Below are 22,911 nucleotides of genomic sequence, written 5' to 3' on the forward strand. Positions count from 1 at the left end.
CGCCCTACACATATTTGGTTTGTCGAAACAATGTTCAGTTTTCAAAGGTCTACCAAATCGTCAGAAGTAATTGCTTCGTGACAACTTTTAAAGTATAGCATGTCGTCAATATCGTGTCAACAACTTTTTAAACATTATTTTGAATAAATATCGAATGTTTAACCAGAAGTTGAATAAATATCCGTGACAACGTTTATTACTATATCAATTATCGAAACAGCCGTCAAGCCTTTTTTCAAATTGTTAAATCGTGATAATCCACTGTTCGTTGATTGCGCTGTTCCGCAATTGACAACAAAAAATAGTTTACCAATATCTCAGCTATTGGTCAAGCGGAAAATGAATATTTACTGAAATAAATCACCCACGGCCTTCCTACACCCAGATCAAAGCCCCCCTCCTTCTCTAGTTTCCGCCCGCTGACGACCAGAACACGCATCACGTGATCATCCCTAGGAGCTAACGAACCTTACTCACCACTCGAATACAACTGTGCCTGACACAAACACCCTGGGTGTCTGCTGGCACTTCAAATAGCCACTGCCGAAACGTACATCTCCAGTGACCGATTCCGGCCCCCATCAATCGCCGACTTGCTTTGGGCACACACTCACCCGAATATCAAAAGCGGACCGTCATCTGCTGATAACGGCCCGCTACGATGAGACTATTTCAATTCTGGTGCATCGGTCTTGTATTCGGAAACGGTGCTCTTGCCATCGTTCTTAGCCAAGACACTGGTCTTTTCTTTCTTTTCCGCATCCGCCAGACGTTCCATCGCTGGCTTCAACTTATAGGTAAAGCTACTCTTATTGACCTTCTTGAAGCCCTTCGGCGTGTAGAACCGCAGCAAGTCCCCGTAAATGACCCGGTCGGACAACGACAGTTCCGTCGTCACGTGGTTCTGGAGCTGGTCTACGGTCTTCTTCTGCGCACTCGTCAATTTCAGGACCTTCCCCGTCTTCGTATCGTAGACGGTCCCCCCAATCTTGGTATAGGTCGGCGAGACAAAGTTCCCGTTCCGGAAAGCAACGGTCTGGTTCCGGTTCTTCGCCAACAAGTCCTGACCAAACTGAACCGTATTGGTGTTCTTGACCCCTAGCAGGTCCAGCAACGTCGGCAAGACATCGATTTCACCCCCGTAGGTGTGGTTGATGCCCCCCTTGAGACCGGTCGCGTGAATCATCAGCGGCACCTTCTGGAACTGAGCCAGATCAAAGCTGGTGACCGTCTTCTTCCCCAATAATTGGGCAATGGCGGGCCGGTGGTTGTTCGAGATCCCATAGTGGTCCCCGTAAGCCAAGATGACACTGTTCTTGTACAGGCCCACCTTCTTCAGGTACGTGATGAACTCCGCGAACGCCTGGTCCAGGTAATGGGCCGTCTGAACGTACGGATCCACCGTCTTATCGCCGGTCTTCGTGGCTGGGAAATCGACGTTCTTCTTATCCAGCTCATACGGGTAATGGTTGGTCAGCGTGATCAGCTTGGCGTAGAACGGCTGGGGCAGCTGCTCCAGGTACTTCGCCGAGTCGCGCAGGAAGATCTTATCCTTGAGTCCATACCCCACGCTATAGTTAGCCTTCTGCGTGTAGTAGCTGGAACTAAAGAAGTATTGGTACCCCCACGACTTGTAGGTGTTGTCCCGGTTCCAGAAACTTGGGACATCCCCGTGGAACGCGGCCGTCGTATAGCCACCCTCCTGGCTCAAGATGGCCGGGGCCGCCTGGAACGTGTTCTGGGTCCCATACGTGGTCATCGCTGACCCCTGAGGCAGCCCGAACAGCGAGTTTTCCAACATCATTTCCGCGTCCGAGGTCTTCCCTTGGGCGACCTGGTTATAGAAATTGTCGAAGGACAGGGTGTTCTTATTATGATAGAACTTGTTCAGCGTCGGGGTAACTTCCTTCCCATCCACCTTGTAGTCCAACAGGAATTGCTGGAAACTCTCCAGGTGAATGATGAAGACGTTCTTCCCCTTCTCCTTACCATAGTATGAAACGTTGGGTCCGACTCGGTTATTCTTCAGGTACTTCAGGACACTCTTCATGTCACTGGCGTTCGCACTGGCCCGCGTCGCACTTTCCTTCTGCGTCTGGTACGCGTTGAAGGCGGCGTATTCGTTCAGCCCCAGGTACTTCACGATGTAGTTATTGTCAAACGTCCGCGTCAACAGCCCCGACCGGTCGGCGTTGGCCATGCCGAATTCGGCAAACATCAAGCCGAACGACAAGACCGAGATGGTCAACGCATAACGCCGCTTGAAGGGCCGCGGATCGATGCGAATCACGTGGGTCAGGAGCAAGACGATCAGGATTACCAGATCAACGTAGACAAAAAAGTCGTACAGGTGAGTGATCTGCGCCAGACTCTTCCCCAGGTTGTTCTGAACGTCACTGGACCCCTTCATGATGCCAAACGACAGAAAATCCGAGAATTCCCGGTAATAGACGACGTTGGCAAAGATCCAAGTCGACTCTAAGAAGTCGATAATCAACATGAGCCAGTATGCTAACCGGCCCCGGAAATACAGCGCAATACCAAAGACCAGCAGAGCGGCCGGAAGCGGGTTGATCAGCAACAGAAATTGCTGCACGTTCCCCTTGGCCCCTAACGTAAATTCGGTCTGGTAGGCAATGTACGTTTTAATCCAAAATAAACCAACGATCAACAGGAAGAACCCCATACGGGTATTCACCCAGTTCATCCTTCGTTTAATAAAGTTTGCCATGAGACTGCCTCCACAAAATAGTTAACATTACTCCAGTATAGCCGATAGCCCTGGGTAATCAATTCTAATGGCCAACCTTTGGAAAAAGTTCAACTTTTCGCCTATAAAAAAACAAAACTATGGTAGCCATAGTTTTGTTAGTTGTCCGTCAATAAATCGAATAATTCGATAGCCACTAAATCAATGTTATCAAACTCGAATGTTGTTTCCGGATTATGCTCAGTTAACGTGTAAGTTTGGTTAGCCGCGTTGTATACGACCATTGCTTGCTCCACGCCGGCTTTTTCGAATCGACGGGGTTGTGGCTCGTCGACGGCATCCTCTTGCATCGCCTTCAAGCGATTGATGATGCCAATCAGTTGAGATTCTTCCATGATTGGTCCCCTTTCTAGCTTCACTATGATTTTACCAAACTTGAGGCCGCTTGGCACGCCCTAATGCAAAAAACTCACTCATTTATCGAATCAGGTTCCTCAACCACCTTGTCCGGCCGAATCACCATGGCGACTAACCCGGCCAACATGCCGAAGTAGTAGGTCAATAACCGCCAGAGGATCATGGCAAGCACGAGTTTACTGTTCGAGGCGATGTAACTCTTAAAAATCATTTCAAAGCTGTACTCGGCCCCGCCCGACCCACCAGGAATCGGGAACAGGGAGATCACCATGACGATCAGCACGTGGAGGCTGGTCACCATCACGATGTTGGCCGTGGTGTAGCCCAGGGCCAGCATGATGAAGTAGGGAATCAGGTAATAGAACAGCAGTTGGACAAAGGTAATGCCGAAGACCTTCAGCATCAGTTTGCCCTTGCCGCTGATTCGCACGCTTTCGGCGTAGAACGAATCGATCTTACTGTCGATATTGTGGGCCATGCGGTCAAAGCGTTCGCGCTTCATGAACCAGCGCATCGGGTACAGGACCACGGCGACCGCCCGCTTGGTGAAGGCGTGCCAGAACATGACCATCAGTAAGCCCACGATGACGGCCAAATGAATGGTGAACCCGAAGACCACCAGCCAGGCCAACGCGTGGAGTTTATCTTGAATATAGTTAAAACCAATGACCAGGGCCACCAGGAAGTTGATGACGATCATCGACTGAAAGACCACGAACTTCATGAGGAGGACCGAGCTGGCCTTCCCCGCGTCCACCCCCGTCTGCATCAGGGCAATCAACTGGGCGGGCTGGCCCCCCGACGAGAACGGCGTGATGCCGTTGAACAGTTGTTCCACCAGCGGAATCCGAATGGCGTCCTTAAAGGTGAATCCCTGGATCCGGTCCGAGATGAAGACCTTCACGATGACGGCCTCTAACCCCAAGTAGATGACCATACACAGCACGGCGACCCCGAACCACCAGAAATTGATGTGGACGAAGTCGTTGATCAGAACCGAAAACTTAATGTCGCGCAGTGAAAAGGCAAAGATCGCCACCCCTAGTAGGAGCATCAGTGCGAGAACCCATTTATTTCTTCGTGACATGCCTGCCTTACCCCTCTTTTGCTTGTTGCCGATAGAACTGCCGCCAGATCTGCGCCAAGTGTTCCTCCGAATAGCGGTCCGCAGCGGCGAGACTCTGCTGATGCCAGTGCGCCAGCGCCGCGGAATCGTGGGGCAGCGTCTGGAGCAACTGGTTCATCTCCGCGTAGTCCTTGGCCGGCGCGTAGTCCCCCGCAATGATCGCGTGGTAAAGGTCCAGGTCCCGTAACATGACGGGCGTCCCGGTGCTAAACGCCTCCAAAACGGACATCGGAAACAGTTCATTAAAAGATGGTAATAAGAATAGGTCGGCGAGGTTATAGTAGTCAACTAATTTGTCCCGGTCGACGATCCCCGGAAAGCTCAGGTTGGCCGGCGGATCATCGACGACCTTCTTCAGCTCGGCGTACCCATCGGTGATCCGGCCAAAGGAAAAGCCCCCCGCCCAGATAAACTGCAGGTCGGGATTGTTGCGGGCCAGCTTGATAAAGTCAAAGAGCCCCTTGCGCTCCTGAATCTGCCCGATCCCCAGAATCGTAAAGCGCTGCTCGGCGTAGTGGTACTGCCGCCGCAACGCCTGCTTTTTAGCGGCGTCGACCGGATAAAACTCCTGGCGACTCACGAAGTTCGGGATATAGGTCACCCGCTCCTCCGGGATGCCGTACGCGACCAGCTTCGGGATAAAGGTGGGGTTGACCACCACGATGTGATCCATGCGTTTGTAGAAGGCAATCACGTATTTATAAAAAATTCCCCGGAATGGCTGGGGAATCTTCAAACTACCCTCCAACGTTTCCGGCAAAAAGTGGACGTAGCCGATCTTGCGGCCCCGCCCGGGAAGAAACGTCGACAGATAATAAGGAAAGTTAATCGTGTGGTAATGGGAAATATCCGCCTTACCGTAGCGATTGACCGTCACCGTGAAGTCCTGGTTCAAGCGGGTCTTCATCAGGTTCATCAGTTCGTTATACGCACTGCCGACCCCCTGACCCTTGACCGAATCCGCGGCGGAAAACATGTTAATTTTTAGCATCCAATAACTCCTCTAATCACTAAAGTCCGGGGTATCTTCGTGCGCCTGCTCGTAGCTGACCTGGGCGTCGCGGTAAAAGGCGACGATCCGTTGGCCAAAGGTGTCGGCGGAAATCTCCGATAGCTTTGACGCCAAGAGCTCGGGATCCTGCTCGTCATCCCCGTGACGCAGGTAATCGATCACGTTGGCGACCATCTCATCGGTGGTCTTGAAGGTGACCCCCAGGGCCCGACTCGACAACAGCTCGTCGGTGTACGGACTGGTCATCACGACGATCTTGGTGCCCGCCGCCATGGCCTCGATGTAGGTCAGTCCCTGGGACTCCGAATCGGACGACGACAGGAACACGTTGGCCATGTGGTAGTACCGGAAAACGTCGTCGTTGTTGACCTCCCCGGTAAAGTGGACGTGGTCCTCCAACTGGCTGTCGCGGACCTGTTGTTCCAGGTCTTCACGCGCCGGCCCCTCCCCGACGATCAGCAGCTGCGCTTGCGGCACGGCCGCGAGAATCCGGGGCATGGCCGCGATGCTGGCCGTGATGTTCTTTTCATAGGCTAACCGGCTGAGTGACAAAATGACCGGCGTATCCGGGGCAAAGCCCAACTGCCGTCGCAGATCCGCCGTATCCGGCTGCTCGTACTGGTGCAGGTTGACCCCGGTCGGAATGACCCGGATCGGTGCCTTGACCCCGTAGTCGGTCAGCGTCGTCAGCACCCGATCACTCGGGGCGACCACGCCGGTCAGGTGGTAACAAAAGGCCAGGGTCCCCTGCTTCACGTGGACCGGCTTTAAGATCTTGCCGTTGGCCACGTAATGCAGATAATCCTCGTACATGGTGTGATAGGTGTGCAGACACGGAATCTCGAGGTTCCGGGCCACGAACTTGCCGATCCACCCCATGGAAAATTCGGTTTGCGTATGAATAATGTCTAAATTCAGTTCCTTGGCAATCTGGTACGCCTGGAACAGTCCCCGAACGGCGATTCGCCGGTCCGTAAACGACACGAACGGAATACTCGAGAACCGAAAGACGTTGCGCTCATACACGTTGCGCTCCACGTGCGGATCAGTGGTCGTAAAAATGTATACTTGATTTCCCTGTTTTTCGAGTTGGTCCCGCAACGTTTTGATCGACGTCGCGACCCCACTCACCTGAGGGAAATAGGTATCCGTAAATATGCCAATGTTCATTGCCAATCCCCCCTTGGATCTGTGCAAACTGACTTGATTTAAGACCGTTTCTTTTACAATCATCACAATTATATGGGTTTCCCTAGATGATTGCAAACCGCAACCAACACCCCCGTAAAAAATCGAAAGCGTGGTGCGCTGGTCCCACTGACTGATTAAGCGTCTCCGGCGATGGATGACCGTCACCGATTGCCTCCCCTGATTGCCTGTAGGTGGCGTTAAAAAAAGAGCCGGGACCCTTTACCGGTCCACGACTCTTTTCAAATCTTCTGGTTAATTTAAGATTCCGGGCACCGCCGCTTGGACCATGGTAATGACCTCCTGGCTGGTGCTGGCCGAATTCAGGGCCGTCTCCACCAACGACTGCAGGTCGTGGGCGTTCAACTTGCCGATCAGCTCGCGGGTCTTTAGGATCGACCCGGCCCCCATCGAGAACTCGTCGAGGCCCATCCCCAACAGCAACGGCACGGCAATCGGATCGCCGGCCATCTCGCCACACATCGCCACCGGAATCCCGGCATTGTGCCCGGCCGTGATGACCCGGTTCACCAACCGCAGAATCGCCGGATGGTACGGCTGATACAGGTACCCGACGTCCTGGTTCGTCCGGTCGGCCGCCATGGTGTACCCGATCAGGTCGTTGGTCCCGATGCTCATGAAGTCGACCTCCTGCGCGAAACGGTCCGCTAAGAGCGCCGCCGCGGGCACCTCGACCATCATGCCGACCTTGACGTCCCCCAACGGTACCTGGTTCACCGTCAGCTTGGACCGTTCATCGTCGTAGATGGCCTTGGCCTGCCGGAACTCGTCCAACGTGGCGATCATGGGAAACATGATCCGCAGTTGGCCGAACGCCGACGCCCGCAAGAGAGCGCGTAGTTGGCTCCGAAAGGCCTCCTGGTGCGTCAGGCTGCGCCGAATGGCCCGGGCCCCCATGAAGGGGTTGGCCTCCGGCTTTTGCTTCAGGTACGGCAGGGGCTTGTCCCCCCCGATATCCAGGGTCCGAATCACGACCGGATGTGGGGCCATCGCGGTCACTACTTCCTTGTAGGCCGCGAACTGCTGGTCCTCACTGGGGAGGTGATCCGTATCCATGTACAGAAACTCGGTACGCATCAACCCGACCGCCTCGGCACCGTTCCGTAAAATATTGGGCATGTCACTGGGTGTCCCGATGTTGGCCGCCAGCGTCACCCCCACGCCATCCTGACTCGTGGTCTCGTGGTGTTGCAGCTTGGCCAACCGTTCGAGGTTTTCCGTTCGGTCCTGCATCTCCTGTTGCGCCGTGGCCAGTTCTTCCTGGCTCGGCCCCACGATGACCTGACCCCGATCACCATTTAAGATGATGGTACTGCCCTCCGTCAACTCCTGTGTCGCGGTCTGGGTCCCGACCACCGCCGGGATGTTCAACGACCGCGCCAGAATGGACGAGTGCGACGTCCGACCCCCTAAATCGGTCACGAAGCCCAAGATGTAGCAGGGATTGACCGACACGGTGTCGCTGGGGATCAGGTCGTGGGTGACCACGATGACCGGATGATTGACCAACGCCAAATCCGGTAACGTGACGTTCAGGAGCTTCGCCGTGACCCGTTTGATCACGTCGTGCAGGTCGGTGATTCGTTCCTGCATGTAAGGATTGTCCTTCAAAGCTTTGAGAGATTGTTCATAGTCGTGGGCGACCTTGCTGACCGCCGCCTCGGCATTCACGTGCTGGGTCGTGATCTCGTGCTCCACGGCCATCTTCAATTCCGGGTCCTGGAGCATGGCAATGTGTGCACTAAAAACCTGGGCACTGTCAGCGCCCAGGTTTTTAGTTGCACGAGTTTTGATCGTCTCAATGTCGGAGACGGCTGCTTCAAGGGCCTGATGGAATCGATTTAATTCGTTATCCAGATGCGTAATTGTTCGCCGCTGAACGGTAAGGTCCGGCTCGACCAAGCGATAGACTTGACCACACACGGTCCCATCACTCGCGGCGATTCCCTTGAGCATCGCTCTCATTAGTCAGATAAACCCTCTTTTTTCAACGTTTCAGCAACGGCAGCCATTGCATCGGCTTCGTCGTCACCATCCGCCGTAATGGTAATTTCAGCGTTTTGGCCAACACCTAAAGACATCACGCCCATGATGGACTTCAAGTTAACGGACTTGTCTTGGTATTGTAAGCTCACTTCTGAGTTGAACTTGCTTGCAGATTGAACTAACAAGGTTGCTGGACGGGCATGGATCCCCGTTTCAGCCGTAATATGAAATTCGCGTTTTTCCATAAATGATCGATCTCCTTTAAGCTTAGGTTGAATTCTTATCGAGCGTGGCGCCTTGATCTTGCGCAATGATCAAACAACCATCCGACGTCATGCCTACTTACTAAGAATATCAATCTCACCGTAAAATTACAAGCGATACTGAACCGCTTTCATCAAAAACGGGTTATGCATCCTGGTTCGCCACGTCGTGATCGTAACGATAGATGATTTTCCCACCTTTATGGGCCTGGCCGATAATCCGCTTCCGGGTATCGAACGCCATGAAGGCTTGTTGAAAAGCTGGAAACTCCTCTGGGCCGATCTCAAACTGATCAATTTTCTGATCCTTGAGTTGGTTCATCAGCTCCGTGTAATCCTGTGCCATCTGTCTGCCCCCTTTTCCCAACGCTGGCGGGTTCCGTCGTTGTCTGGCCCCGCCAACGCTCACACTATCTTCCATATTCTACGGTGAAATTCCTAACAGGTCAAAGAAATTCCCCTTTTTTCCGGAAATTAGGAGATGGTTTTTAGCATTCTATAATTGAGAGTGCTAAAATAAAGGCGTTCGGAAGACGTGCCCCCTTAATCGTTGGTCGCCGGGGCAAGCAAATTACTTGCAAGCTTCGACGAACGCGGTATACTGTGGCTAATGGTCAAGAAAGGTCAAAGAAATTTTGACCGCACGACCGACGTGTTTTTTTGGCACGTTAACGCCATTATAGAAAGGAGACGAACAACACATGCTCTGTCAAAATTGCCACCGGAATCCCGCAACGATTCATCTATACATGAGCGTTAACGGACAACGGCAACAAGTTGACCTATGCCAAAATTGCTATCAACTACTCAAGCAGCAGCAGAACAACTCTGGAAATGGAGGTGGCCGTATGGCACAAGATCCATTCGGCTTTGGCAACCTGGATGATATTTTCCGGGCCATGCAAGGTGGCGGCAACGACGCCAACCAAGCGGACTACCGGCAAGCCGCTAGCAACCAAGGACGCCCAACGCAACCCGCTGGGAACCAAGGTAACGGCAACGGCTTACTGAGTCAGTATGGTCTGAACCTCACCCAACTTGCTAAAGACGGCAAAATTGACCCCGTGATCGGTCGGGACAAGGAAACGGCGCAAGTCATCGAAATCCTGAACCGGCGGACGAAGAACAACCCTGTCCTGATTGGTGAAGCCGGGGTTGGGAAGACGGCGGTCGTTGAAGGTTTAGCCGAGCGAATCGTCGAAGGCAACGTTCCGCAAAAACTGACGAATAAGCAGATTATTCGTCTCGACGTCGTTTCGTTGGTTCAAGGCACCGGTATCCGGGGCCAATTCGAACAACGAATGCAACAACTGATGAAGGAAGTCCAATCCAACCCTGACATCATTCTCTTTATCGACGAAATCCATGAAATTATGGGCGCCGGGAATGCCGAGGGCGGCATGGATGCGGGCAACGTTTTGAAGCCCGCACTGGCCCGGGGTGACTTCCAGCTGATTGGGGCCACGACGTTGAACGAATACCGGGACATCGAAAAGGACCAGGCGTTAGCGCGTCGGTTCCAACCCGTCACGGTCAACGAACCCAGTCCCGAGGAAGCTATCAAGATTCTCAAGGGCATTCAAAAGAAATATGAAGATTACCACCACGTTCACTACACGGACCAGGCCATTGAAGCCGCGGTGCGGTTATCCGACCGCTACATCCAAGACCGGTACCTGCCGGACAAGGCCATCGACTTACTCGATGAGGCCGGTTCGCGGAAGAACTTAACCATCAACGTCGCCGATCCGCACGCCATTGACGAAAAGATCGACGCCGCCGAGAAACAAAAGCAAGCGGCCCTCAAGCAGGAAGACTACGAAAAGGCCGCCTACTACCGGGACCAAGTTACCAAGCTGAACAAGTCCAAGGAAAGCGCCACGAACGCCGACCAGAACCAGTCCGCTGAGGTCACGGAAAAGGACATGCAGGCCATCGTCGAGGAACGGACCAACATCCCCGTCGGTGAACTGCAGGCCAAGGAACAGCACCAATTGAAGAGCTTGGGCAGTGATTTGGAGCAACACGTCATTGGTCAAAACCAGGCTGTCGACAAGGTCGCCCGGGCGATTCGGCGGAACCGGATCGGTCTGAACGGGACCGACCGGCCAATTGGCTCCTTCCTGTTCGTCGGTCCTACCGGGGTCGGTAAGACGGAATTAGCCAAGCAATTAGCCAACGAACTCTTCGGTTCCGAGGACGCGATGATCCGGTTCGACATGTCGGAGTACATGGAACCGCATTCCATCTCTAAGCTGATCGGGTCGCCACCTGGCTACGTCGGGTACGAAGAAGCCGGTCAGTTGACCGAACAGGTTCGTCGTCACCCGTACACCCTGGTGCTTTTGGACGAAATCGAAAAGGCCCACCCCGACGTCATGAACATGTTCTTACAGGTTCTGGACGACGGGCGGCTGACCGACTCTCAAGGTCGGACGGTTTCCTTCAAGGATACGCTAATCATCATGACCAGTAACGCCGGGACCGGTGACGTCGAAGCCAACGTTGGGTTCGGGGCCGAGGCCAGTGGGAAGACCCACTCCGTCTTGGACCGGCTGACCAACTACTTCCGTCCCGAATTCTTGAACCGGTTCGACGACATCATCGAGTTCAACTCCCTCTCGAAGGAGAACCTGATGAAGATCGTTGACCTGATGATCGGTGACGTCAACCAGATGCTGGCCGCTCAAGGTCTGCACGTGCACGTCACGGAACCGGTCGAAGAGAAGCTGGTCACCGAGGGCTACAATCCGGCCATGGGGGCCCGGCCGTTACGGCGGGTCATCCAGGAAGAGATTGAAGACCGCATCGCGGACTACTATCTCGACCACGCCCAAACCAAGAACCTGATTGCCAAGATTGAAGACGGCAAGATCGTTCTGGGTGCCGACGAGGCCACCACGAGTTCCCCGGAAGCTTAAAAATCGTTTGATGTAAAGGCGTTCGCCATTCCCGGCGGGCGCCTTTTTTGTTGCCCCGGTAAAGAGACGGTGACCACGGCCCAGCGGCACCAGTTGCCCGGTGCAACTTGGTACCACCCAGTAAACCGGATACATCCCCGGCCCCATCCGCTTCACCGGACGCGAAAATCACCTGCATCCCCCGCGGAGATGCGGTATACTGTATCGTATAAGGAAACTTCGAGGAGGTGAACGGGAGAGATGGCTTTATTTAACTGGTTGCGGCGGCTGATCACGCCCCCGCAACCGCGGCAGCGCCCGGAACGGCCATACCGGCCCCGACCGGCGGCACGACCAACCAAGCGGCACGACCCGTCAGTTGAACCCCCAGTGACGCCGCCCGTCGTCCCCACCGTTGAGACCCCGCCGGCACCTCAGCCGACGCCGATTCAGACCCACGCCCAACCGGACGCGACGTTGGTCGTGCGGTTAGTAGACGAAGCCAACCGCCCCCTGCAACCGGCACTGGTTCTGACCGGTCAGCTGAACGCCCCGGTCCACCTCAAGCTCCCCCAGATTACGGGGTACACGTTACTCCATATCAACGGCTTCACCCAGAACTTTCTGAGTGAATACGGCTTAACCACCCTGGTCTACCGGCGTCAATGGGGCCAGCCGGTCATCACCTACCTGGTCGACTACGACTCGGGGCAGCTATTGGCCCTCCCCCAGCTTTTCCGGGGCGAGCTCACGGCACGCTTCCAGATCACGCCCCCCACGGTACCGGGCTACCACATCTTTCAGGCCCAGGGGGATCAGCAGGGCCAGTACGACCGGACTAGCAAACGCATCGTCTTCTTCTACCGGCGCGACGCCTGGCAAACGGTGCAACGGGTGCGGCAATACGTGACGTTGACCGCGGACCACGCCGTCTACGACGAACCCGCCGGACAGGCTTACGGGTATCAATTCCCGGCGCAGTCCCTCTGGCGGCTCTTCGCCATCATCACGCTCACCGACGGTCAGGTCTGGTACAACCTGGGCGGTGAACAGTGGCTCGATGCCCGCGAGACCGACCGGCACGAACACTGGTCGCGGACCCTGCAGCTCCCGCCGAAGGTCACGACCTGGCGCACCAAGACGGCCACGCACCAAGTGGGGCGCGTCGACTACGTGCCTCAGGGTGCCCTGACCATCTTCCGGGAACCTTACGGCGAGGTCGCGGGGCAGGTCCAAAACGGCGACCTCTTAGAGATCCGCCAACGCCTCGTCGACGACCAGAACCTGGTCTGGTACCAGGTCGGGCCCGAGGCGTACATCAACGCCCGCTACGTGCGATTGATTCCACAACACACCCTTTAAACTAACAAAAACGAGTTCTCCGCGGAGAACTCGTTTTTTCATTATCTTAAGTTGAAAACAGTGGGCACGGTCTGGGCCCATCTGAGCTCCAGCAATCTTCACACTGGCAATTATCCCACTAGTGCGTCTTACCCACTTCTACTCCTGTCGTCGCGTGACTGCCGCCCACCGTTTCGCCCGTAATGGTCATTATCTCACGTAAGCGCAACAGAGGCGACTTGCTGGTCGTGGTGAAATTGATGTTAGTTGGCGTTTCTTCAGCCAGCTTACATCAAGGCCGAGTTCTGGAGATCCGCGTTTTTGGCGGAGCTTCAGAATCGTGCCCACCTCGACCGGCTTGCTCGCCGGCGTGGAGCGGACTGTCGTTACAGGTTCTTGTCCATGTTAAACGTCAGCTTCGACAGGGTCAGGCCCTTTTCGATCAAGTCGTTGGTGAACTGGGTCGTGACCTGCCGCATGTCGGCCGTGACTTGGTGGTTCTGTTCCGTCAAGTAGGCGGTCAGCGCCTCCCCGCTCAGGTTTTCCTGCGCGGCGTAGGCCAAGGCCTGGGCCACGTGGGTCCGCAGGTTTTGCTTTGCGGCCGTCACGTAGTCCACGTCCTGTTCGATGAAGTCGCGGTAGTGGGACTCCACAATCATCGACAGCTTTCGGTACATCCAGTAGGCACTCTGATCATCCAAGCGCCGGGGCGTCTGACTGTACGATGGGTCAGTATCCGTCACGTTCGCAAAGAACGGCACGTACGGGCTGAACGCCGGCACCCCGAAGCAGACCCACATGATGGCCGATTGCGCGGCCGGCACGTCGTTACGTACCTGCAACACGTGGGAGTTTTGCGTCCGATTCATGGAAATGGGCCGGAACTTGGTCCGCAGCTCTTCCGGACCGTGACCCAACGGATCGTACGGCGTCTCGTTGTAGTGTGAGCTCAAGATGTACTCCACGTCCTCGACGCTGATTTTGTGGCTGGTCCGGCAGATAAACGGCAAATCGCTCGACTGCGGGTCCTGCTCGATCTCGGGGTTTAGGTAACGTTGGCCGAACCAGACCCGCGGCGTGTTGTAGTGCCGGTCCTTTTCGGTGCTGGTCCCAAAGATGTGCCGGAAGTTCCAGCCATCCTGGTCCGGGTTCAGGTGGTGTTCCGCCACGAAGGCCTGGATGCCCGCGGAGAACATGAAGTTGTCCGGATCATCGAAGGTCACCTGTTGAATGGCGACCTGGTTGGCCGTGACCGCGTAGGCGTCGTCCGGAATCCGTTGGGCGACCCAGTGGTGGCCGGTCACGATTTCCATGTACCAGACCTCCTGGTTGTCGGAGAACAGCACCCCGTTACCCTCGGGTGACCCGTACTGCTTGATCAGGTTCCCCAGGTACCGGACCCCGTCCCGCGCAGAGGTGATGTACGGCAGGACCATGGTCTGCAGGGAATCCTCGGCGAGACCATCGGCGACCAAGGGGTCAAAGGCCAAGGCATCGGGATTGCCGTAGACACTCTCGGTGGCACTCATGGCCACGTTTTGCGCGTTGATGCCGCTCTCGGCGTACTCCCCGGTCTTTTCGATCTCGACGTTCGGGGTCGCCAGGTACCGGTACCCGTCCGTTGGAATCGGCGCCGTGAAGCCGTTTTGGTTCGACGTCCAGGTCTTGGGCTCGGTCAGGTGTTCGGCCGGGTGAACGTAGAACCGTTGCGGGGTCAACGGCAGAAACGTGTCATCGTTACGGGCGATCAACGTGGATCCGTCGACCGTCGCGTCCTTACCGACCAACACCGAGGTGCAGGCGGTCAAGTGTTTTCCAGTCATCAAAACTACCACTCCTTTAAGCTTATCATGTCATTTAGTGTACCGCTTTTCACGAAAGTTGACTAGTTGCCGGCGTTCGTCGGCAAGCGCGTCCGTTTTTTTGTAACACTTTCGCAAAAGTGTTGACATTGACGATAAGTTGTTTAAAATAGAGTTGTTATCAATTGAAAGCGTTTTTCTTTTTACACTTGTTTGTGAAGAAATACGCAATCAAACATACTTAGTTTTGGGAGGCTACATTGATGAAAGTGACAGTTATTGGGTGTACTCATGCGGGTACCTTTGCCATCAAACAAATCTTAGCGGACCATCCGGATGCCGACGTGACGGTCTACGAACGAAACGACAACATCTCCTTCCTCTCCTGTGGAATTGCGCTCTACCTGGGCGGCCAGGTGGCCGATCCCCAGGGGCTCTTCTACTCGAACCCCACCGAACTGCGCAAATTAGGCGCGGATGTTCAGATGAATCACAATGTCTTGGCCGTGGACGCGGCCGCCAAGACCGTGACGGTCGAGGACCTGACGACCCACGAACAGACCACGACGGCCTACGACAAGCTGGTCATGACGTCGGGCTCCTGGCCCATCGTGCCGAAGATTCCGGGCATCGACAGCAAAAAGGTTAAGCTGTGCAAGAACTGGTCGCACGCGCAGGCCCTCTTCGAAGAGGCCAAGGACGCCAAGCGCATCACGGTCATCGGGGCCGGCTACATCGGCGCCGAACTGGCGGAGGCCTACTCCACCACCGGCCACGACGTTACCCTGATCGACGCGCAAGACCGGGTCATGCCCAAGTACTTCGACGCCCAGTTCACCGACGTCATCGAACAGGACTACCGGGACCACGGCGTCCAACTGGCCCTCGGTGAAACGGTCGCCAGCTTCGAAGGCACCGCAGACGGCCTGACCATCACCACCGACAAGGGCCGTTACGACACCGACCTGGCAATCCTGTGCATCGGCTTCCGGCCCAACACCGGCCTGCTCAAGGGTCAGGTCGAGATGGCTCCCAACGGCGCGATCCTGACCGACGACTACATGCGCAGCTCCAACCCGGACATCTTTGCCGCTGGGGACAGTGCCGCCGTGCACTACAACCCCACGCACCAAAGTGCCTACATTCCCCTGGCGACCAACGCCGTGCGCCAAGGTATCCTGGTCGGCAAGAACCTGACCCAGCCGACCGTGAAGTACCTGGGGACTCAATCGTCTTCCGGCCTGGCCCTCTACGGTCGGACCATCGTCTCGACGGGACTGACCCTGGCCGCCGCCCACCAACAGGGCATCGCCGCCGACCAAGTCATCATCACCGATAACTACCGGCCCGAGTTTATGCCGACGACCGAGCCCGTCCTGATGTCACTGGTCTTCGATCCGACCAGCAAACGCATCCTGGGTGGCGCGTTGATGAGTCACTACGACGTCTCGCAATCGGCCAACACGCTGTCCGTCTGCATCCAAAACAACAACACGATCGATGACCTGGCCATGGTCGACATGCTCTTCCAGCCCAACTTCGACCGGCCCTTCAACTACCTGAACATCCTGGCCCAAGCGGCGCAAGCGAAGGTCGCCGACTAGGTCATTCTGACCAGTCGCTTACCGGGCTTCCCGCTAATAAGCAATTGACCCAACGCAAAATCCCCTACCGAGCAACCTCGGCAGGGGATTTTTTGCGCTTCTATTCTGTTGGTGCTTGTCGTGTTTTAAGAGGGGGTATCGCTCAAGGTCCAGGTGATGTCGGCACTGTAGTCCCCCTCGACCGCGTTACTGTTCACGTTCAGTTCTAAACCGGTCTTGTCGTCCCAGTTGTCCACCACGTCGGTCAGGTCGCCGTCGCCGGAAGCCTGACCGTTCGAGATGGTCACGGGACTGGTGTTGACCGGGGTGGTGGCACTGCCGTCCCGGTAGACCAGCGACCCGGCCAGTTGCTTGCCGTCGCTGGAGGTAAACGGTGTCGCCGCGACTTGGAGTTGCCACGTTGACCCCGCTTGCCGGGTATCCGAGATCTTGACCTGCCAGTTGTTCGTGCGTTTGATATCCTGCTGTTGTCCCGTCAGCGTTGTGGCCTGAAAGGAGCTGTTCGAGGCGACCGTCCCAAAGGTCAGCCCGCCGCGGACGTTGATGGTCACGGTGAAGGACGACGACTTGTTGCCGTAGATGTCCTGCACGTAGATGTCGACGGTGTTCTTTCCCGCCTTCAGATCGGCGGCCTTGGGCGTAAAGAGCACCTTCCCGCTGGCTTCGTCGTCCGGGTCCTCAATGGTGTACGCGTCCTGCTTCTGACCGTTCACCGTGGGATGCACGACCAGGTCCTTGTTGGTCAGCGTGATGCCTTCTGGCACCAAGACCTGTCCCTGGATCGTGGTGGTCTCCCCGGCGTCGATGGTGACTTCCTTGGACGAGATGCGGTACAGGCCGATGTCGAGTTTCGGGTTCAAGACGAAGTGCGACGTATCGGTCGTCGCCACCCCGTTGACCGCGGAGAACGTGCTGGCCACGGACGGAACCTGCGTGACGTCCTTTTCGTCGGCCGCCTGCCCCTTCAGGGAAATCGTGGCGGTCGGGTTGTCACTCGAGAGGGCCGTCTTCAACTGATGGGTCAGCTTCTGGTCGGCAATGTCGTCGCTGGTGATGTCTTCGGTCTGCCCGTTGGCGTAGGTCACGGTCCCACTCTTAAACGCCACCTTGTCCGGTAACGTCAGCTTCGCAACGACGTCCTTCCAGGATTGTTTGCCCCCGTGGTACTTGAGAACGTAATCCAGTTGGAGCTCGTCTTGACCCAGGATGGCATCCCCGTCATTAACGGTCTGGTTGGTGGTCAGGTCGGTCAGCTTGGTGGTCGCACTCACGTCGACCAGTCCCGGGACCCCTTCGAAAATGACCAGGTTGTTGGCGTAATCGTCCCCGGTCGCCCCGGTAAAGCCCCAGCGGACCTTGCCGGTGTTGTCGGGATCGATGATCTTCGGATCGACGCTCACCTGCTGCGAGGTACCGGTCTGGTCCTGTCCCGTGGCCGGGTCCTTGTCATCGAAGGTGTAGGTCATGGTCTCCTCCGTGGCATCCCAATTCAGCGTCACGTGGTGCCACGCGCCGTTGGCCAGCATGGTGTAGTCGCTTCCGCCCTCGATCAGGCCCCGGTGCCGCTGCGTCGCGTAATAAGCGGTAAATACTGCGGGCCAGATACCAGTGGTCGTCTTGACGAACTCATAGGTGTTCGCTTCTCCCGGGTAGTTCGACGCGATGTGCGGCCCGGTCCGGCCAGAGTCAAACGAATCGGCGTCCCCGGCGTTACTGTAGGTTTTTGACGTATTCAGATGGGTATCGAATTCCAGCGCCCAGCTATTTTGAATGGCCAGCTTCGCCAGTTCGTTGGTGTCGGTCTGCTTATTGTTGTTATCCACGCCCCAGACCCCCAGGGTCTCGCCGGCCACCTTCTTGCCGTAGGTCGGCGTCGCCGCGAGCCCCCGCGAGTCGTTTTGGAGGACGAAGGCCATCCCATCGGCGGCCTTTTTGCCCCGGTTCCCGAAGTAGATCCACATCGAGACCGTCTCATCCTTATCCAGTTCAAAGGCGTTGTCGTCGGTCGACCAGATCGTCCCGAATTGGTTCTTGGCGTTGGTGACCATCACGGCCTGCGTCCCCGTAATGTCGGGATTGGTGGTGTCCACCACTTTCGCTTGGTTGGCATCCGTTTCGCCCGGCGTGAAGATATCGTCCAGGGCGATTCCCTGGGGGGCGGTCTTCAGCGCGTTATCGTAGTCGGTATCGGCCCGGGCCGTTACGCCGCCCACACCGACCATTGCTAGCGCGAGTAATCCGACGAGCCACTTTTTGAACCGCATAATCGTTTCCTCCTCTCGTTTAAATATGGTTAGATGAATTAACCCTAAAATTCGTTTATAATATACCACATTTTCGCGAAAGCGTAACCATGCAAGTGGTCACCCGCTCAATATTCTAATGATTGCCTTCGAAAATTGAGTTAAGCGAACCCAAAAAGCCGTCATACCACGATTTCGGTATGACGGCGCACATTCATTCAGTTAAGTTGGCACATCTGCTAAGGTCCAGGTGATCTCCCCACGGTAAACGCCGCTTTCGGCGGCACCGTTCACGGCCAACTCGAGGCCCTGGTCCTGATTCCAGCCGGCAATCGCGTCGGTGACCGCGTCCTTGCCCGCGCTGCCCCGTTGGATCGTCAACGGCTGCTCCGTAATGGGCTGCGTCCGGTTGGCCTCCCGGAAGACCAGCTCGCCCGCTAACCGTTGGCCACCGGCCGTCTTAAAGGGCGTCGCACTGACCTGAAGGCTCCAGCGTTCCCCCAGCTTACGGGTATCCTGGACCCGCACCCGCCAGTCATTCTCCCGCCCAATGCGTTGCGACTTGCCGGTCAGGGTGGTCGTCTTAAACGAGCTCTGCGAGGCGACCGTCGCAAACGACAGCCCCCCCGTCACGTCGACCGTCACGGTGATTGGCTCGGACTGGTTCCCGAACCCGTCTTGAACCTGTAACGTCACCTGATTGCTCCCCGCTTTCAGGACCCGGTTGGCCAACGTGTAGCGCACCCGCCCATCGTCGCCGACAGGCGTGTCCCCGATGCGTTGCCCGTTGACCCGGGTCACCAGCGTCAATTTAACGTTCTTCAGGCTCCCCTTTCCGGCCCGGACCTGCCCTGTAATGTAGGGATCCTGGTAGCGGGTGGCATCCGTCGTCAGTTGGAGGTCGAGTCGTGGGTGCACCTTAAACGCGGGCGTCCGCGTCGTCGCCACCCCGTTGGCCGCCTTGAACACACTGTGTTGATTAATGGCGTCTGTCGCCGTAGTGACGTCCTGCGTGCGGCCCGCAAAGCGTAACGTCGCCTGATTCGGCGTCCCGTCCCGCAGGACCTTTTTCAAGTGGTAGGTCAACGTGCTGCCCGACAGCCCCGCCAGATCGATGGTCGTTGCCGGTGTCCCGTCGTTGTAGGTAATGTCCGCCTGCGTCCACTCCACCAGCTTGGGCAACGTCAGCTGGGCCTCGATGTCGCGCCACACCTGCTTGCCGCCCCGGTAATTCAGCTGATAGGTCAATTCGACCGGCGTTTGGCCGATCAGGTCGCCCCCATTTTCAACGGTCTGCCCCGTCTGGCGGTTCGTCAGCGTTGCCGCTGCATCCGCGGAGACCAGGCCGGGCACCCCTTCGAACACGACCAGGTTATTCCCTCCCTGATCCCCGGTCGCCCCGGTGAACCCCCAGCGAACCTTCCCGGTGTGGTGCGGATCGACCTTTTCCGGGTCCAGCGTGACACTGGCCGACCGCACCACGTTGGTATCGTTATGGCTCCCCGTATCGGGATCCTTATCGTCAAACCAATAGGTCACCTGGTGAGTCCGGGCGTTCCACTTCAGCGTCACGTGATGCCAGGCCCCGTCCGATAACAGGTCGTTCGTGTAGCGGTAGCCCTGGATGACGCCCGTATGCTTCATCACCGTGTAAAACCGGCCCGACAAGCCAAGATAGGGACTGCGGATGTAGTAGGTTCCCGGATCCCCGGGATAGTTGGCCCCGATGTGCGGCACGTTACGTGCTTGCGTCCCCAGGTCCCGGTCAAAACTATCGGCCATTCCGGGATTGCCCCCCGTATTACTGTGGGTATCGAACTCCAGCGCCCAACTGTTCTGAATGGCGCTCTTGGCAATGGCCACGGGCGAGTTCTGCCACTGGTTCCGGTCGACACCCCAGACGCCCAGCGTCTCCCCCGCGGTCTCCGCTGTAAAGGTCGGACTGGCCTGGATGCCGCGGTCATCGTTTTGCAGGACCAGGGCCATCCCATCGGCGGCTTTTTCACGATCCTGCCCGAAGTACATCCACATCGAGACCTGGGCGTCCTTGTTCAGGTCGAAGGCGTTCTCGTCGGTCGACCAGATGGCTCCGAACTGCCCCTTGTCGTTGGTGACCGTCACCACGTCCGTGTCCGGCGTCTCGGCGTTGGTCCCCCGGTGAACCGCCGCATGGTTGTTCGGGGTCGTCCCCTTCACAAAAATGTTCTCCAAGCGGACGCCCTGGGGCGCCTTCGCCATCGCGTTCTTCCAATCGTTGGCCGTGGCTTGGGCCGTCTGGGCCGGCCACCACAACCCTAAGATCACCAATAAAGTTCCAATCAATCGTCCGCGCATGGCGGCCCCTCCCTTCACTCGTGTCGTTAACACTGGTCTCACCACTTTACCACGATTGATTGGACACAATTGAACAGCGTCAGATTAATAAATAATTTTTTTGTTTTTTGCACCAAAAACCGATTTGGCCACCGCAGAAGGGGGGCCCTGACCGGCGAGCAGCACCCACCAAAAAAATTTAGGCGCAAAAAGACCGATTCACCCCATTGGCAAATCGGTCAAAGGTTGCATCTTTTCAATTAGAGCTTGGCGGTTAAGGTCACGTCAGGATACTTGTCCTTGAACCACCGTTCGGCGAACTGGTTCTCGAACAAGAAGAGCGGATTGCCCTGGCTGTCCTTGACCAGCAGGTTCCGTGAGGAGGACATCCGTTCGTCCAGTTGGTCGGGATCGATCCACCGGGCGGTCTTCTTGCCCATCGGTTCCATGACGACTTCGGAATTATATTCGTTTTGCATCCGGAATTGGAAGACTTCGAATTGCAGTTGCCCAACGGCTCCCAGGATGTAGTCCCCGGTCGAGTAGGACGTGTACAGTTGCACGGCCCCCTCTTGAACCAGTTGGTTGATGCCCTTGTGGAAGGACTTCTGCTTCATCACGTTCTTCGCGGAGACCCGCACGAACAGCTCCGGCGTAAATTGCGGCAGCTTTTCGAACTTGATGTCCCGCTTCCCGGTGTAGATGGCGTCACCAATCTGGAAGTTCCCGGTATCGTACAGCCCGATGATGTCGCCGGCCACGGCCGTTTCCACGTTTTCCCGCGTGTCGGCCATGAACTCGGTCACGTTCGAGAGCCGCAGCTTCTTGCCGGTCCGCTCCTGAATCACGTCCATCCCCCGGTCGAACTCACCCGAGCAGATTCGCACGAAGGCGATCCGGTCCCGGTGATGCGGGTTCATATTGGCTTGAATCTTGAAGACGAAGCCGGAGAATTCAGGGTCAGTCGGCGCCACGTCCTCGCCGCTTTCTGTGTGGTGGTCTGCCGGTTGGGGCGCGTACTCCAGGTACGTGTCCAGGAAGGTCTGGACCCCGAAGTTGGCCAACGCCGACCCGAAGAAGACCGGCGTCTGGTCCCCGCTGGCGATCTTCGCCGCGTCAAACGGGTTCCCGGCCTCTTCAATCATTTGCATGTTGTCGCGGGCCTCGGTATACCAGCTGTCGCTCTCCAGGTCGTTGGCCTCAGCCAAGTCCCCGTCGGCGTTCAGCGGCAGGTATTGCCGCCCCTGGTCGTCCTTGTGGAACAGGGCCACGCGTTGGTGGTAACGGTCGTACAGGCCCTTTAATTCCTTGCCCATCCCGATTGGCCAGTTCATTGGGTACCCCTCGATGCCCAGCACGTCTTCGAGTTCGGCAATCAGGTCCAGGGGATCCCGGCCATCCCGGTCGAGCTTGTTCATGAAGGTAAAGATGGGGATGCCCCGCATCTTACAGATCTGGAACAGCTTCTTGGTCTGCGGCTCGATCCCCTTGGCGGAGTCGATGACCATGACCGCGGAGTCCACGGCCATCAAGGTCCGGTAGGTATCTTCCGAGAAGTCTTCGTGTCCGGGGGTGTCCAGGATGTTGATGCGTTTGCCCTGGTAATCGAATTGCATTACGGAACTCGTGACGGAGATACCCCGCTTTTGTTCGATTTCCATCCAGTCGGACTTGGCAAAGTTCCCACTCTTGCGGGCCTTCACCGTTCCGGCTTCCCGTACCACGCCCCCGAACAGCAGGAGTTGTTCGGTGATGGTCGTTTTCCCGGCATCCGGGTGAGAGATGATGGCAAACGTCCGGCGTTTATCCACCGCGGTTGCTAAATTTTTTTCGCTCATATCGTGTCCTCACAAAGTTTAAGTTAGTTTTAGTCGTCCTCTACAGGGCGCTCCGATTTTTATACAGCACTGTGATTTTACCACACTTACCCCAACAATTCACGGTCCATCGCGGGTCACCTACTCGACAGCCGCCATTTAGTGGTA

The 22,911-nt window shown here is 56.5% G+C and carries 15 protein-coding genes; 3 read left to right on the forward strand and 12 right to left on the reverse strand.

The features are described 5' to 3' along the window. Positions 1 to 667: 667 nt before the first annotated feature. The 8 genes from FD37_RS12290 to FD37_RS12325 all read right to left on the reverse strand — a co-directional run bounded on the left by FD37_RS12290 (position 668) and on the right by FD37_RS12325 (position 9,069). On the reverse strand, positions 668 to 2,731 hold the full coding sequence (locus tag FD37_RS12290) for an LTA synthase family protein (RefSeq protein ID WP_056965463.1): 2,064 nt from the start codon (positions 2,729 to 2,731) through the stop codon (positions 668 to 670). 137 nt (positions 2,732 to 2,868) lie between these two features. Next, a complete protein-coding gene (locus FD37_RS12295; RefSeq protein ID WP_024748111.1) occupies positions 2,869 to 3,105 on the reverse strand; it encodes a YkuJ family protein in 237 nt (78 codons plus the stop codon). Positions 3,106 to 3,179: 74 nt separating this feature from the next. Further along, on the reverse strand, positions 3,180 to 4,214 hold the full coding sequence (locus FD37_RS12300; RefSeq protein WP_056965464.1) for a lysylphosphatidylglycerol synthase transmembrane domain-containing protein: 1,035 nt from the start codon (positions 4,212 to 4,214) through the stop codon (positions 3,180 to 3,182). 7 nt (positions 4,215 to 4,221) lie between these two features. Beyond that, positions 4,222 to 5,244 (reverse strand): glycosyltransferase family 4 protein, encoded by a 1,023-nt coding sequence (locus FD37_RS12305; protein ID WP_056965465.1) that lies wholly within the window; start codon positions 5,242 to 5,244, stop codon positions 4,222 to 4,224. A gap of 12 nt (positions 5,245 to 5,256) precedes the next feature. Next, positions 5,257 to 6,435 carry a glycosyltransferase family 4 protein gene (locus FD37_RS12310; RefSeq protein ID WP_045808504.1) on the reverse strand — a complete coding sequence of 393 codons (1,179 nt, stop codon included), beginning with the start codon at positions 6,433 to 6,435 and terminating at the stop codon, positions 5,257 to 5,259. A 273-nt stretch (positions 6,436 to 6,708) separates the two neighbouring features. After that, positions 6,709 to 8,439 (reverse strand): phosphoenolpyruvate--protein phosphotransferase, encoded by a 1,731-nt coding sequence (ptsP, locus tag FD37_RS12315; RefSeq protein ID WP_045808503.1) that lies wholly within the window; start codon positions 8,437 to 8,439, stop codon positions 6,709 to 6,711. Continuing rightward, on the reverse strand, positions 8,439 to 8,705 hold the full coding sequence (locus FD37_RS12320) for a phosphocarrier protein HPr (protein ID WP_024748106.1): 267 nt from the start codon (positions 8,703 to 8,705) through the stop codon (positions 8,439 to 8,441). The genes ptsP and FD37_RS12320 overlap by 1 nt, the downstream gene beginning before the upstream one ends. Before the next feature lie 163 nt (positions 8,706 to 8,868). Continuing rightward, the gene (locus FD37_RS12325; protein WP_045808502.1) at positions 8,869 to 9,069 is read right to left on the reverse strand and encodes a hypothetical protein; all 201 of its coding nucleotides are present in this window, start codon (positions 9,067 to 9,069) and stop codon (positions 8,869 to 8,871) included. Positions 9,070 to 9,424: 355 nt separating this feature from the next. Between FD37_RS12325 and FD37_RS12330 the strand changes: the two genes are divergently transcribed. Together FD37_RS12330 and FD37_RS12335 are read left to right on the forward strand one after the other, a co-directional pair. Next, entirely contained in the window at positions 9,425 to 11,644 is a 2,220-nt protein-coding gene (locus tag FD37_RS12330; RefSeq protein WP_045808501.1) for an ATP-dependent Clp protease ATP-binding subunit, read from the forward strand. A gap of 240 nt (positions 11,645 to 11,884) precedes the next feature. Then, on the forward strand, positions 11,885 to 12,985 hold the full coding sequence (locus FD37_RS12335; protein ID WP_056965466.1) for a MucBP domain-containing protein: 1,101 nt from the start codon (positions 11,885 to 11,887) through the stop codon (positions 12,983 to 12,985). A 365-nt stretch (positions 12,986 to 13,350) separates the two neighbouring features. Here the strand turns inward: FD37_RS12335 and FD37_RS12340 are convergent, their stop codons facing one another. Further along, positions 13,351 to 14,787, reverse strand: a complete 1,437-nt coding sequence (locus FD37_RS12340; RefSeq protein WP_056965467.1) for a C69 family dipeptidase — start codon at positions 14,785 to 14,787, stop codon at positions 13,351 to 13,353. Between the two features lie 242 nt (positions 14,788 to 15,029). On the opposite strand from FD37_RS12340, the gene FD37_RS12345 reads away from it, so the two are divergent. Continuing rightward, the gene (locus tag FD37_RS12345) at positions 15,030 to 16,370 is read left to right on the forward strand and encodes an FAD-dependent oxidoreductase (RefSeq protein WP_056965468.1); all 1,341 of its coding nucleotides are present in this window, start codon (positions 15,030 to 15,032) and stop codon (positions 16,368 to 16,370) included. A 125-nt stretch (positions 16,371 to 16,495) separates the two neighbouring features. Here FD37_RS12345 and FD37_RS12350 read toward each other — a convergent pair whose 3' ends face one another. The 3 genes from FD37_RS12350 to FD37_RS12360 form a co-directional block, all read right to left on the reverse strand. Continuing rightward, entirely contained in the window at positions 16,496 to 18,634 is a 2,139-nt protein-coding gene (locus tag FD37_RS12350) for a lectin-like domain-containing protein (protein ID WP_056965469.1), read from the reverse strand. Between the two features lie 201 nt (positions 18,635 to 18,835). Next, a complete protein-coding gene (locus tag FD37_RS12355; protein ID WP_056965470.1) occupies positions 18,836 to 20,947 on the reverse strand; it encodes a WxL domain-containing protein in 2,112 nt (703 codons plus the stop codon). A 239-nt stretch (positions 20,948 to 21,186) separates the two neighbouring features. Continuing rightward, on the reverse strand, positions 21,187 to 22,764 hold the full coding sequence (locus tag FD37_RS12360) for a peptide chain release factor 3 (protein ID WP_045808495.1): 1,578 nt from the start codon (positions 22,762 to 22,764) through the stop codon (positions 21,187 to 21,189). Positions 22,765 to 22,911 lie beyond the last annotated feature (147 nt).

Source organism: Levilactobacillus spicheri DSM 15429 (genome assembly GCF_001435095.1).
In the GTDB taxonomy this organism is placed as follows: Bacteria; Bacillota; Bacilli; order Lactobacillales; family Lactobacillaceae; genus Levilactobacillus; species Levilactobacillus spicheri.

What these genes read in the sequence shown, in the direction of transcription:
- FD37_RS12290 (WP_056965463.1), bottom strand. Translation starts at nt 2,731, where the DNA reads ATGGCAAACTTTATTAAACGAAGGATGAACTGGGTGAATACCCGTATG.
- FD37_RS12295 (WP_024748111.1), bottom strand. Translation starts at nt 3,105, where the DNA reads ATGGAAGAATCTCAACTGATTGGCATCATCAATCGCTTGAAGGCGATG.
- FD37_RS12300 (WP_056965464.1), bottom strand. Translation starts at nt 4,214, where the DNA reads ATGTCACGAAGAAATAAATGGGTTCTCGCACTGATGCTCCTACTAGGG.
- FD37_RS12305 (WP_056965465.1), bottom strand. Translation starts at nt 5,244, where the DNA reads ATGCTAAAAATTAACATGTTTTCCGCCGCGGATTCGGTCAAGGGTCAG.
- FD37_RS12310 (WP_045808504.1), bottom strand. Translation starts at nt 6,435, where the DNA reads ATGAACATTGGCATATTTACGGATACCTATTTCCCTCAGGTGAGTGGG.
- ptsP (WP_045808503.1), bottom strand. Translation starts at nt 8,439, where the DNA reads ATGAGAGCGATGCTCAAGGGAATCGCCGCGAGTGATGGGACCGTGTGT.
- FD37_RS12320 (WP_024748106.1), bottom strand. Translation starts at nt 8,705, where the DNA reads ATGGAAAAACGCGAATTTCATATTACGGCTGAAACGGGGATCCATGCC.
- FD37_RS12325 (WP_045808502.1), bottom strand. Translation starts at nt 9,069, where the DNA reads ATGGCACAGGATTACACGGAGCTGATGAACCAACTCAAGGATCAGAAA.
- FD37_RS12330 (WP_045808501.1), top strand. Translation starts at nt 9,425, where the DNA reads ATGCTCTGTCAAAATTGCCACCGGAATCCCGCAACGATTCATCTATAC.
- FD37_RS12335 (WP_056965466.1), top strand. Translation starts at nt 11,885, where the DNA reads ATGGCTTTATTTAACTGGTTGCGGCGGCTGATCACGCCCCCGCAACCG.
- FD37_RS12340 (WP_056965467.1), bottom strand. Translation starts at nt 14,787, where the DNA reads ATGACTGGAAAACACTTGACCGCCTGCACCTCGGTGTTGGTCGGTAAG.
- FD37_RS12345 (WP_056965468.1), top strand. Translation starts at nt 15,030, where the DNA reads ATGAAAGTGACAGTTATTGGGTGTACTCATGCGGGTACCTTTGCCATC.
- FD37_RS12350 (WP_056965469.1), bottom strand. Translation starts at nt 18,634, where the DNA reads ATGCGGTTCAAAAAGTGGCTCGTCGGATTACTCGCGCTAGCAATGGTC.
- FD37_RS12355 (WP_056965470.1), bottom strand. Translation starts at nt 20,947, where the DNA reads ATGCGCGGACGATTGATTGGAACTTTATTGGTGATCTTAGGGTTGTGG.
- FD37_RS12360 (WP_045808495.1), bottom strand. Translation starts at nt 22,764, where the DNA reads ATGAGCGAAAAAAATTTAGCAACCGCGGTGGATAAACGCCGGACGTTT.